At 46.2% G+C, this 12,545-nt stretch carries 9 protein-coding genes, 3 tRNA genes and 1 pseudogene; 6 read left to right on the forward strand and 7 right to left on the reverse strand.

The window, feature by feature from the left end:
- Positions 1 to 69: 69 nt before the first annotated feature.
- From FTU69_RS01420 to pyrC, 6 genes are all read right to left on the reverse strand, one after another.
- Positions 70 to 145, reverse strand: a tRNA-Glu gene (locus FTU69_RS01420).
- A gap of 229 nt (positions 146 to 374) precedes the next feature.
- Entirely contained in the window at positions 375 to 533 is a 159-nt protein-coding gene (locus FTU69_RS01425; protein WP_016659224.1) for a hypothetical protein, read from the reverse strand.
- 83 nt (positions 534 to 616) lie between these two features.
- Positions 617 to 3,112, reverse strand: coding sequence for a TonB-dependent siderophore receptor (locus tag FTU69_RS01430; protein ID WP_180103383.1), 2,496 nt, complete (start codon positions 3,110 to 3,112; stop codon positions 617 to 619).
- 155 nt (positions 3,113 to 3,267) lie between these two features.
- Positions 3,268 to 3,343 (reverse strand) — tRNA-Glu (locus tag FTU69_RS01435).
- Positions 3,344 to 3,363: 20 nt separating this feature from the next.
- Positions 3,364 to 4,023, reverse strand: coding sequence for a ribonuclease T (gene rnt, locus FTU69_RS01440; RefSeq protein WP_075167718.1), 660 nt, complete (start codon positions 4,021 to 4,023; stop codon positions 3,364 to 3,366).
- Positions 4,008 to 5,042 carry a dihydroorotase gene (gene pyrC / locus FTU69_RS01445; protein ID WP_034597856.1) on the reverse strand — a complete coding sequence of 345 codons (1,035 nt, stop codon included), beginning with the start codon at positions 5,040 to 5,042 and terminating at the stop codon, positions 4,008 to 4,010. Before pyrC ends, rnt begins: the two co-directional genes overlap by 16 nt.
- 148 nt (positions 5,043 to 5,190) lie before the next feature.
- On the opposite strand from pyrC, the gene FTU69_RS01450 reads away from it, so the two are divergent.
- A complete protein-coding gene (locus tag FTU69_RS01450) occupies positions 5,191 to 6,462 on the forward strand; it encodes a GGDEF domain-containing protein (RefSeq protein ID WP_005179187.1) in 1,272 nt (423 codons plus the stop codon).
- A 90-nt stretch (positions 6,463 to 6,552) separates the two neighbouring features.
- Positions 6,553 to 7,940 (forward strand): IS3 family transposase gene (locus FTU69_RS01455; RefSeq protein WP_373685071.1). Its coding sequence is split into 2 segments (ribosomal slippage): positions 6,553 to 7,047 and positions 7,050 to 7,940, totalling 1,386 coding nucleotides; the frame shifts between segments, so codons are not numbered across the junction.
- 59 nt (positions 7,941 to 7,999) lie between these two features.
- On the opposite strand, the gene argG is transcribed toward FTU69_RS01455, so the two are convergent.
- A complete protein-coding gene (gene argG, locus FTU69_RS01460; RefSeq protein WP_005179184.1) occupies positions 8,000 to 9,340 on the reverse strand; it encodes an argininosuccinate synthase in 1,341 nt (446 codons plus the stop codon).
- A 221-nt stretch (positions 9,341 to 9,561) separates the two neighbouring features.
- On the opposite strand from argG, the gene FTU69_RS01465 reads away from it, so the two are divergent.
- The 4 genes and pseudogenes from FTU69_RS01465 to FTU69_RS01480 form a co-directional block, all read left to right on the forward strand.
- A complete protein-coding gene (locus FTU69_RS01465; RefSeq protein ID WP_160242966.1) occupies positions 9,562 to 9,915 on the forward strand; it encodes a hypothetical protein in 354 nt (117 codons plus the stop codon).
- Between the two features lie 104 nt (positions 9,916 to 10,019).
- On the forward strand, positions 10,020 to 12,056 hold the full coding sequence (locus FTU69_RS01470) for an NADPH-dependent 2,4-dienoyl-CoA reductase (protein WP_171525334.1): 2,037 nt from the start codon (positions 10,020 to 10,022) through the stop codon (positions 12,054 to 12,056).
- An 87-nt stretch (positions 12,057 to 12,143) separates the two neighbouring features.
- A tRNA-Ser gene (locus tag FTU69_RS01475) sits at positions 12,144 to 12,233 on the forward strand.
- Between the two features lie 179 nt (positions 12,234 to 12,412).
- Positions 12,413 to 12,545, forward strand: a pseudogene (locus tag FTU69_RS01480) (IS3 family transposase); the annotation flags it as partial.

A 12,545-nucleotide genomic window follows, 5' to 3' on the forward strand; every position in this document is an offset into this window, starting at 1 on the left:
AAAAACTACAAATCTGCAATCAATAATCAAAACAATTGGGTTAGAAGTAATCGTCTGGCGCGATTTAGATGGCGTCCCTACGGGGATTTGAACCCCGGTTACCGCCGTGAAAGGGCGATGTCCTAGGCCTCTAGACGATAGGGACGTTGCGAGGTGAGGGCTATATTAGGGATTTGCCCCAAAGATGTCAATTTGATGACGGGAATAATTCCACGATTTGGATTTATTTGTCTAAAAAGTATCTGTTTAGGCTGTTGGAAAATTTATCGTTTGATGATGGCCACCCGGTTTTTAATAAGCACTTCAATCTGCACCGGATTTTAACCCATGAGCATCTGCACGACTCATCGTACTGGAGATAAAAAAGACCACATTTAGTGGTCCGGGGTTTGGTACTCAGGCGCTTGTGGTTGCGGCGCGGCCTGTTCAGCCGGTGCGGGCGCTTGCGGTGCTTTGCTATCACGCGACACAATGTACAGATAAAGCGCCGAAGGCAGCAAAATAATCAGAACCAGAAAAATCTTTTTTAACATTGTCTTATAAAAACAGCATGGGAAATTGTTGCAATTATAGCGGATGCACAGGCCAAAAGCGCAAGCCTGTGCATGTTTCCACGTTAGAACTTAAAGGTCACATCGGCAATAAACTGCCGGCCAATGTCGGGCTGGGCGCTGCCGCTGCTGTCAATAAAGCTGTTGGCACGGTTGGTGACATTGTTAATGGTCAGGCCGAAAATGGTTTGAGTATTTTTAAAAGATGGAATCCGGTAGCTGGCTTTCAAGTCCCAATAAAACTTGTTCTGGGTGGTGTAAGGCGTATAGGCATCATGCTGCACACCTTGTGCATCGGTATAGCCTTTGGCCTCACGCTTTAGGGCATCGACTTTACCCTGATAACTCAGGAAATGACTGAGCGTTAGCGGCAGGCGCTCAAACTGCATCTCCCAGTTCAGGCGCACGGTCCACGGCACATGAAATTCATGGGCAGGGCGATCCTCGGCATCAATCAGTTGCCCCTTATAATAGACTTGCGGGGTGGCGGTCAGAATATCGGTGCTGTCGTAATGATCAAAATTGCGCGTGGTTTCAGTATAGTCGGCATTCAGGGCCAGACGATGTTGTGCGCCTAAAAATGCCAGTGGCGCCAGATTACGGATGGAAAGCGAATAAATATCGGATGCAGAGCGCCCGCGATTGTCATAGCTATAACTCAGATCTTCCAGATTCATTTTGGTTTTGCGTAACTGGTCCTGATTGTCACGGTTGACCCATTTCAGGCTGAATGCGGTATTATTCAGTTTGGAACTCAGGCCAAGTACGGTTTCATCGCTATACGGGGTTTTCAGCTCGGAACGATAGGTGAAACTGGTCTTTCCTGCGGTTTTGGGTGTCCAGCCTTGTTCCAGCTGCGCGCGTGTATATTTTTGCTCAAACTGGTCAATCCGGTCATTCAGTTCATTCACAAACGCATTTAGCCCGTAATAGCGGTTCCAGCCACCCAACAGGGTTAAGCGCTCATTACCAAAAGGACGGATTTCTAGTGCGGTTCTGGGGGCAACATTGTTCTGTTTGTGAATGGAGTCATAGTCATTCCGGAAGCCCAGGGTCGCGGTCAGATAGTGATTCCAGTGAATCTGGTCTTCAATAAAGGCATGCCAGCGATCCTGACGGATATCCAGTTGACCGGCATAATAGCTGGTTTTGCTGCTTAAATACTGGCCTTGATATTTTCCATCCAGACTTGGCGCAGTATCACAGGCATCATATAGAGTGCCATTATCAGACTGGCAGTCGGCGCCGCTTAAATTTAAAGGCGTGGCATATACGTGGGCAGTTTCAGGGCGTTGCCAGTAAGCAGCATAATGGCCATAGCCGGCCCCGATTTTAAACTGATGCCGCAAAGATGCGGTTTCAATCGGCTCAAACAGGGCTTTAATGGTGTATTCCAGCCGGCTTTCTTGCTGCTTTAAGCCGCCCATATGACCTTCGAAACTATATTTGTCCTTGCCCCAGTTTTTGCTGCTCGAGTTGAGCCAGCTATAGTGGTTCTGGGCGGCCTGACGTCCTGCTTGCTGGCGTTGATAATTTAGCTGCTGGGTCAGCAAGACACTGTCGAGCTGGTTGTTCAGATTAAAATACAGGTTCTGGCTGTTCGAGTGTTGGGTCGATTCAGAATCACGGATATTGGATTTAAAATACAGTCCATCATTTTCCAAAAAGCTCGCGCCCAGCTTAAACGAGGTACGTTCAGAGGGATCATAAAATAATTCCACACCGGCATTGCGGGCCTGACGTTGCTGTTCAAATTGCCCTGATTCGGCAAAATCTGTTTTTAAGGGAATGGCTGAATGCCGGTATGAAGCAAAGGCATTAAAACCCCATTGCTCACTGAGCCGGCCATAACTGTTCAGGCTGATGCCCTGTTTGGTGAAGTAGGGCTGTGCCGATTCATCGCTCGAATCTTCAAAAGCATCACGGCTGTCCTGAGAGGGGAAATTGACTTTTGACCAGGCATCTGAGGTGTAGTCATAACTGAGCGAACCGTGAATTTTGCCAATTTCAGTTTGCGGAGCGCAGGTTTCGGCAGAAACCACGCCGCCGGTAAATTCTCCATATTCCGCCCCGACATTACTGTCTAACACGGTCAGTTTACACAGTAGGTCGGTATTGATGGCAGCAGTCTGTGAATTGCCCATTAGCTGGTTGGGATGATTGGATTGCTGTGCGCCCACCGGATTAATCGTATTGTTGATGGAGAGGCCATTGATCAGAATCTTGTTATCGTAAGCCAATCCGCCATTAATACTGATATCGGCCGCGTTCAGTTCACCTTGCTGCAAGCTGCTGCGAAAGCGGTGACCGAGCTGCACGTTCGGATTCACCTTTAAAAATTCGGTGATGTTCTTGCTGCTATTCGGGCTTTTCTTTAAATCTTCCTGATTATAGACCGTTTTTCCCAGCGCATTTTCATCTTTGGCCTCGACCACAATGGTCGACAGTTTGAGCGAGGGAGATGGGGCGGTGTGTTCTGATTCTTGAATCTGTTCAGCAAAACTAAGGGAGCTGAAGCTACTTAAAATGGCCACAGACAAGCTGGAATAGGCAAAACGCATGAGATGTGTTTTTTGTAAAAGATAATGTAATCGATTATCATTAACTTGTTGGGCTTAATCAATAGAAATGAGAATTATTTGCAATAATAGCTTAAATAAACAACAGTGCTGTGCAAAGAAGAATAAATAAAAGAGGAGGAGGAGAGAAATGTAGATGGCGTCCCTACGGGGATTCGAACCCCGGTTACCGCCGTGAAAGGGCGATGTCCTAGGCCTCTAGACGATAGGGACGTTTAGAAGATGGCGGTATCTTATTGATCCGCCACCAAGGTGTCAAGTAGATGCGGGGTGAGTTTGTTTAAAATATAACAGAACAGTTCCGCGGTCTTTTGTGTGTCGTACAGGGCAGAGTGCGCTTCTTTGCCATCAAATTCAATGCCGGCCTGAATACAGGATTTGGCCAGTACTGTTTGACCGAACATCACCGCGCTTAAGGTTACGGTATCGAGTACGGAAAAGCTGTGAAACGGATTCTGGTTTTTGGTACTGGTACGGGCAATGGCCGCCTGTAAAAAGCCCAGATCAAAATGCGCATTGTGGCCGACCAGCACTGCATGAGTACAGTTCTGCTGGCGACGCACTTCATTCACGGATTTAAAAATACGTTTCAGCGCCGTTTTTTCATCTTCAGCCATGGCCATACGCATCGGGTTGAACGGATCAATCCCGATAAAGTCGAGTGAACGACGGTCCAGATTGGCCCCTTCAAACGGATTAATATGCGCATGATAGGCCTGACCCGGAACAAAATGGCCTTCCGCATTAAACACAATCGGAATGGCGGCTATTTCAAGTAAGGCATCGGTTTGCGAATTAAAACCTGCTGTTTCGACATCGACCACAACAGGTAAGAATCCACGGAAACGCTGACCAATTAAAGGTAGAGTTTCGTCTGTCACACTTTTCTCCATTGGATGGTTTGACCGGCATATAGCGGAACAATCTGTTCACCATCCAAATAGTCTAAACTTGCAGGAATCACTTGGTCTTCTTTAACCAGGGTAATCGTACCAGTATTACGCGGCAAACCATAGAAGTCTGCGCCAAAGTGGCTGGCAAAACCTTCTAGGCGGTCCAGTTTACCGACCTGGTCAAAGGCTTGCGCATACAGCTCAATGGCGGTTGGTGCGCTATAGCAGCCGGCACAGCCACAGGCATTTTCTTTGGCATTTTTAGAATGCGGCGCACTGTCGGTTCCGAGGAAGAATTTCGGATTGCCACTGGTCGCCACTTCCAGCAAAGTCTGCTGATGGGTTTGACGTTTTAAAATAGGCAGGCAGTAGAAGTGTGGTTTAACCCCACCAACCAGCATGTCATTGCGGTTAAACAGCAAATGTTGCGGAGTAATGGTAGCGGCCACGTTGCGGTCCTGCTCCAGAACAAAGTGCGCTGCTTCGCTGGTGGTGATGTGTTCTAGCACCAGTTTCAGTTTCGGGAACTGTTTTAATAAAGGTGCCAACACTTCATCGAGGAAGCGTTTTTCACGGTCAAAAATATCGACATGCTGATGGGTCACTTCGCCATGTAACAGCAGCGGCACCTGATGTTCTTCTAACTGTTCAATCACCGCATAGACTTTACGGATGTCGCTGACGCCATTATCCGAGTTGGTGGTCGCACCAGCCGGATACAGCTTGATGGCATTGACATGCTCGGAGTCTTTAATTTTTTTCACTTCGGCTGGCGAAGTCTGATCGGTGAAATACAGTACCATGCGCGGATCAAACGCCACGCCTTCTGGCACATGCGCCATAATGCGTTCACGATAGCTGATCGCTTCTTCCACGGTTTTTACAGGCGGGACAAGATTCGGCATACAGATCGCACGTGCAAACTGTTTGGCAAGATCTGGAACTGTACGTTTTAATGCTAAGCCGTCACGTAAGTGAGCATGCCAGTCATCTGGCTGTAAAAGAGTAATCGTATTCAAGGTGATGCCGATCGAAAAATAAATGGAATGATAATCTATAAACCTGACAATGATAACGTCAAATCTAGACAAAAGATGCCTTATATTGAATTAATTTTTATCATTTTGTGTTATTTTTAAGCGACTATAAAAATTATATTTTATGTCAATGGAATACAAATATAAGCTTGTCCAATTGCAATATGACAAGGAAAAAATAGAGGCACTGATTGCCCGGCAACGACGCAGCGCGGGTCAGGTGTTTCCGAAACAGCTGGAACAGGAATTCTGGCAGCAGTATTTGGAGCGGGCCCGGCATAATATTAACCAGTATTTCTGGTCGGGGGTGCTGGTCTATTTTATTCTGACCATGCTGGTCATTCCCGGGGATTACTGGATTATCCAGCCGCAACATTTCTGGCATGATTTTATCCGCTGTCTGCTCGGGCTACTCAATGGTGGCCTGTGTCTGCTGACGCTGTTTTTCTTTGCCCATTATAAAATCCTGCGGCGCTATTTTGCCTATGCCGCCATGGCGCTGGTGTTCTGGGCCATCCTGTCGATGACCTGGCTCACCATGACCGTGTATACCGAAGCACTGAAATATCAGGCCATGATGATCATCTGTATCATTTACATCATGGGCTATGTGCTGACCGGGGTAAAACCATTTCATATGCTGCTGACCGGATTAATGGCGGCAGTCATGACCATGGTCATGCTGTTTACCTTTTACATTCCAATTGATGTGATGGTGATGGCGCGGGTGCTCATCGGCAGCGTAGTGATGGGTTTTTTAATGAGTAAAATGCTGTGTACCCGAGAGCGGATGATCTTTCTGGTGATGCAGCAGGCGAAACTCGGCGAGAAAATTAACCGGATTAACAGTGAAGAATTGCTGCATTTAAGCCAGCATGATGCACTGACCAAAGTGTCGAACCGGCGCAACTTTGATGAAATGCTGAACAGCTATTATGAGCAGGCGCGGCATGATGAACGGCCCTTGTCCTTGCTATTTATTGATGTCGATTTCTTTAAGCTGTTTAATGATTTTTATGGCCATCAAAAAGGTGATGAAGTCATTTCATCAGTGGCCAAATCCATTAAAGACGCGATCCGGCATATGGATTTTGTGGCGCGCTATGGTGGCGAAGAATTTGTGGTGTTGCTGCCTGAAACCGATGCGCATGGTGCTTATGCGGTGGCGTCAAATATTTTTAGGGCAATTGAACGGCTGGCCATTCCGCATGAAAAATCCAGTGTATCCGATATTATTACCATCAGCCTGGGTTTTACCGTGTATAAAGGCGAGCTCGAGATTTCCAAGGATGATCTGATTAGCCGTGCCGACCAGGCGCTGTACCGGGCGAAAAAACTCGGCCGGAACCAGATTTATTATCAGACCGCGCAGGTCAGCGATATTCTGCAAGGTTTAGAATAAATCCCAAACAGCAAGTACAAAAAAACCGCCCCGAATGATCTGCACCCCGAAATTTGGACACTCTTAGTCCAATTTGAAGGGTGCTTTTCTATGGCTAAATATTCTCAACAGTTTAAACTTGAAGTTGTTCAAAATTATTTATCAAATAAAAATGATGATGGGTTTAGAAAAACAGCTAATAAATATAAATTAGACAGAGCTACTATTCGACAATGGGTTGCTATATACCAGACTCTTGGCGAAGACGGCTTGAAACCTCAATCTCATCGCATAACCTACTCTACAGAGTTCAAACTTAAAGTTGTTCTTAAAATATTGAATGATGGCTTGTCACTTATCGATGCTTTAAGATTTTTTAAATTAAAAGAAGTTGGAACTCTTTCTACATGGTTGCGCAAATATCAGGCACACGGTATAGATGGCTTAAAATCTAAGCCCAAAGGACGCCCCAAACAGATGCCAAAGCCACAGCGACCTAGAATTAAAACCTCACAAGAAGATCGAAATAAAACTCAAGAACAGCTACTTGAAGAATTGGCGTATCTACGGGCAGAGGTCGCTTATCTAAAAAAGCGGAGAGCCTTGATTCAGAAGCGCAAAGAACAGGAAAAAGCCGAACAGCAACGGCTGCAAGATTCATATCTGAATTAAGGCAAAGCTATCAATTAAGGTACTTGTTACGTACATCAGAAATGGCTCGAAGCACTTACTTTTATCATGAGCAGCAATCAAAGCGTGAAGATAAATATAGTGACCTTAAACAGCAAATTAAGGCGATATATCATAAACATAAGGGACGATACGGGTATCGCAGGATTACACTTGCCTTGAAGAATTTGGGGTTTACCATTAACCATAAGTGTGTTCAACGCTTGATGCAGTCCATGCAGCTCAGATCATGTATTAGAGCTGTAAAGTATCGCTCTTATAAGGGGCAAATTGGTAAAATTGCTAAGAATGTGTTGCAGCGTCAATTCAAGGCAGACAAGCCCAATCAGAAGTGGGTAACAGATGTAACTGAATTTAATGTACGCGGTGAAAAACTTTATCTGTCACCCATAATGGATTTGTTTAATGGTGAAATCATTGCGTTTCAGCTCCAACGTAGACCACTGTTTGGTTTAGTTAAAGATATGTTGAAAGATGCTATCGCCAAGCTCAGCCCGAATGATAAGCCAATTATTCATTCAGATCAGGGCTGGCAATATCAAATGAGATTTTATCAGCAACAGCTTCAACAGCACGGGCTTATTCAAAGTATGTCGCGTAAAGGTAACTGTCTAGACAACGCTTCAATGGAAAGCTTCTTTGGAATACTTAAATCAGAATGTTTCTATGGTGAGGAATTTAATTCAGTTGAAGAGTTGGAACAGACCGTGAAAGAATATATTCATTATTACAACCATGAACGAATCAAGGTTAAATTAAAAGGACTGAGTCCTGTACAATACAGAACTCAGTCCTTAAAAGCTGCTTAATCAAACCGTCCAACTTATTGGGGTCAGATCACCGAAGGCGGTTTTTTCATAGAGACAACTTATTTCTTGTCTTTTAATTGTGGAACAGCAGAACCTGTACCCACGGCCAGTAAACCGGCACCGGTATAAATGCCAAGTTTTTGACGGGTATCGGTAATGTCCAGGTTACGCATGGTTAACTGACCAATACGATCCATTGGCGTGAACATTGAATCACCTTTTTCCATGGTCAAACGCTCAGCTTCATAGGTGAGGTTTTCAGATTCAGTGTTCATAATCGTGTAGTCATTACCACGACGCAGTTCTAAAGTCACTGTACCAGTGATGGCTTTTGCAACCCAACGCTGTGCAGTTTCACGCAGCATCAGTGCTTGAGAATCGAACCAGCGACCTTGATACAGTAAACGGCCTAAACGTAAACCGTTAATGCGGTATTGTTCGATGGTGTCTTCGTTATGAATACCTGTCACTAAACGCTCGTAAGCAATGTGCAGCAGTGCCATACCCGGAGCTTCGTAAATACCACGAGATTTCGCTTCAATGATACGGTTTTCGATCTGATCCGACATCCCCAGACCGTGACGGCCACCAATGCGGTTGGCTTCCAGAATGAACTCTACCGGATCTTCGATACGACGGCCATTCAGTGCAACCGGGAAACCTTCTTCAAAGGTAATTGAAACTTCTTCAGGTGCAATTTCAACGTCATCTTTCCAGAACGCAACGCCCATGATTGGCTCAACAATCTTGATACCGGCATTCAGGTATTCCAGATCTTTGGCTTCGTGCGTTGCACCCAGCATGTTCGAGTCAGTCGAGTAGGCTTTTTCTTTTGACATTTTATAGTCGAAGCCGTTGTCGATCAGGAACTGTGACATTTCTGCACGGCCGCCTAGCTCATCAATAAAGGTCTGGTCTAACCACGGCTTGTAAATTTTGAGCGCCGGGTTGGTCAGTAAGCCGTAACGGTAGAAACGCTCGATGTCGTTACCTTTATAGGTTGAACCATCACCCCAGATGTTCACGTCATCTTCTTTCATGGCAGTAACCAGCATGGTCCCGGTAACTGCACGGCCTAGTGGTGTGGTGTTGAAGTAAGGCACACCACCTGTTGAAATGTGGAACGCGCCACACTGAATTGCAGCAATACCTTCAAGTGCAAGCTGTAAACGGCAGTCGATTAAGCGTGCTTTTACTGCGCCATAGGCTTCCGCTTTCTTCGGAATAGCATCGTAATCATCTTCATCTGGCTGACCCAAGTTTGCTGTGTAGGCATAAGGTTCAGCGCCTTTTTGTTTCATCCACAATAAAGCAGCAGAAGTATCTAGACCACCAGAGAAGGCGATACCCACTTTTTTGCCTACTGGTACGCTTTGCAAGATCGTTGCATTATCAGTCATTGCGAGTCCTAACTTATGAATATAGGCAACCAAAATGGTGGCCAAGGAGAATTCGAAAATGGCGCTATTGTAGCACTTTTCCGAAACGATGTTTTCTGAAAAATTTGCTTTCTGAAAAAAGTTAGACTTTTTTCATCGGTTTCAGTTTATTTTCGGCCACAGCAGCCCATTCCTGGCTTGAGTATGATAGAACAATTTATATCCACAGAGAGGAAATGCCGATGCAGCCCAATGTCACACCGCCCCCATTGATCTCCAACAATAACCGCAATGAAACCCTGGCGCTGGTTCATGGTATTTATGCCGGTTTACTCAGTTTTAGTGCGGTGGTGTTCCTGTATCTGGAATATCAGCAGCGCAGTATTGCCACAGTCAATTTAGTGATTGTGATGGCCTTGATGCTGCTGTTGATTTATCTGAATATCAGCGCCTGTTTAAAAGTGAAACGGGGCAATGGCGAAGGACGCACACTGTCGCGTATTTTGGCCGTGCTAATGTTATTAAGCTTTCCAATTGGCACGGTGCTCGGTGCAATTGCACTATGGAAAAGCAGCAGCAAGCAGTGGCAGAACTGACATTGGCAGTTTGTCATGATAATTTTTTGAAAATGCCATAAACAAATAATAAAAAATCGCTACAGTATTATGCAACAAGTTGCAAAGCCAGCGTACAGGAATACATGATGACAACAAGCTATGCACATCTGCTCAGTCCATTACATTTAGGTTTTACTACCCTGAAAAACCGGGTGGTGATGGGGTCCATGCATACCGGTCTGGAAGACCGTTTTTATAATTATCCGAAACTGGCGGCCTATTTTGGTGAGCGTGCCAAAGGCGGCGTTGGCCTGATTATTACGGGCGGGATTTCCCCGAACCGTCAGGGCTGGTTATTACCGGCCGGCGGCACCATGAATACCTTGGGGGATATTGCACCGCATCGACTGGTGACACATGCGGTACATAAGCATGGCGCCAAAATCCTGTTGCAGATTCTGCATGCTGGCCGTTATGGCTATCAGCCTTTTGTGGTGTCGGCTAGCCCGATTAAATCGCCAATTTCACCATTTAAACCGCGCCAACTCAGCGATAAACAGATTTTAAACACCATTCAGGACTATGTGAAAACCGCCAGTCTGGCCAAAAAAGCCGGTTATGATGGCGTGGAAATCATGGGTTCTGAAGGCTATTTGCTAAACCAGTTTTTAAGCCGTCATGTCAATCAGCGCAATGACCGTTGGGGTGGCCCGATTGAAAACCGAATGCGCTTTGCTGTGGAAATTGTCAAAGCCATTCGTGCAGAAATTGGCGATAAGTTTATTATCTGTTTCCGTCTGTCGATGCTGGATCTGGTACATGATGGCAACACTATGGATGAAGTCATTACGGTAGCCAAAGCCCTGGAACAGGCCGGTGTGACTTTACTGAATACCGGTATTGGCTGGCATGAAGCGCGTATTCCGACCATTGTGACTTCGGTGCCGCGCGCGGCATTTGTGGATTACACTGCAGCCGTGAAACAGCAAGTGTCGATTCCTGTGATTGCTTCTAACCGGATTAATATGCCAGATACGGCCGAAGAAATTCTGGCAGCGGGCAAAGCCGACATGATTCAGATGGCGCGTCCTTTACTGGCCGATGCTTTCTGGGTCAATAAAACCGCCACCAACCGGGTCGATGAAATCAATACCTGTATTGCTTGTAATCAGGCCTGTCTGGATCATACCTTTAAAAACCAGCGCGCCACCTGTCTGGTCAATCCGCGTGCTGCTTATGAAACCGAACTGGTCTATGTCAAAACCAAACAGCCAAAACGGATTGCCGTGGTGGGTGGTGGAGTCGCTGGTATGTCTGCTGCAACGGTGGCTGCAGGCCGTGGTCATCAGGTGACATTATTTGAAGCCAATGCCGATGTCGGCGGGCAGTTTAATCTGGCCAAAGTGATTCCGGGCAAAGAAGAATTCCACGAAACCATCCGCTATTTTAAGGTGCAACTGGAAAAAACCGGCGTAGATGTACGCCTGAATACCAAAGTCAACCGCGAGCAGCTGGAACGTGAAGGCTTTGATGAGGTGATTGTTGCCACTGGCGTGGTGCCGCGTGCACTCAACATTCCGGGCAGCGATTTACCACAGGTTCTGTCTTATGCCGAAGTACTCAATGGCGCGCCTGTCGGTTATAAAGTGGCGGTGATCGGTGCCGGTGGCATTGGCTTTGATGTGTCTGAGTTTTTATTAAAACCGGAGCAGCAGCCACAGCCGCAACCTGTGGAGGACTGGAAACGCGAGTGGGGTGTCGATTTAAATCCACACTATGTATCTGAAGGCGGTATGCAGGCACCGGAAATTCATCCCCCGGTCCGTGAAATTTATTTGTTGCAGCGTAAAACCACGCCATTGGGTGCCGGGCTAGGCAAGACCACCGGCTGGGTGCATCGTGCACAACTAAAAAAGCACGGCGTACGCATGTTGCGTGGGGTGCAATATAAAGCCATTGGTGATGAAGGCTTGTGGGTAGAAATGGATGGCCATGACCAGTTATTGCGGGTCGATACCGTGGTGGTCTGTGCCGGGCAGGAATCTGTTAAAGAGATTATGCCGGCAACTGGCCAGCAGACCTTGGCGCAATATCACATTATTGGCGGGGCAAAACTGGCAGCAGAACTGGATGCCAAGCGCGCCATTCGCGAAGGTGCTGAATTGGCCGCCAAACTTTAAACATTTGATGAAACAATATTCATTTGAGTCACTTGAATGTAATTTTTACTTGTCAGATGGAAAAAAGCTTCGTATTATGGCGCACATGGAAGCGTGGCAGAGCGGTTTAATGCACCGGTCTTGAAAACCGACGAGGGTGTGAGTCCTCCGTGAGTTCGAATCTCACCGCTTCCGCCAAATTTTAAGATAAGCCCTTGTATTTGCAAGGGCTTTTTCCTTGCTTGTGCTTTTGTCCCACATTGTAACCCACATAAAATTTTGGATTGGAATAATCAAAATAAAAATAATTCAGATGGCTTTGGATAATAGGTAAATAGAGTGAACCGTACCGGGTTTGTCGGAGAGTCAATATTCTGAGAGACTATCCATCGTATTGGGCTGCAATCACCGCAATTGCACCTAAGATTGGCTGTACTCCTAAAACACTTCGTGCCTGGCATCAAAAATATTTAGATAAACAAAATCCAGTTAAAGTACAGCAGCTTTCAG

This window comes from Acinetobacter sp. YH12134 (assembly GCF_013418555.1).
GTDB lineage: Bacteria > Pseudomonadota > Gammaproteobacteria > Pseudomonadales > Moraxellaceae > Acinetobacter > Acinetobacter indicus.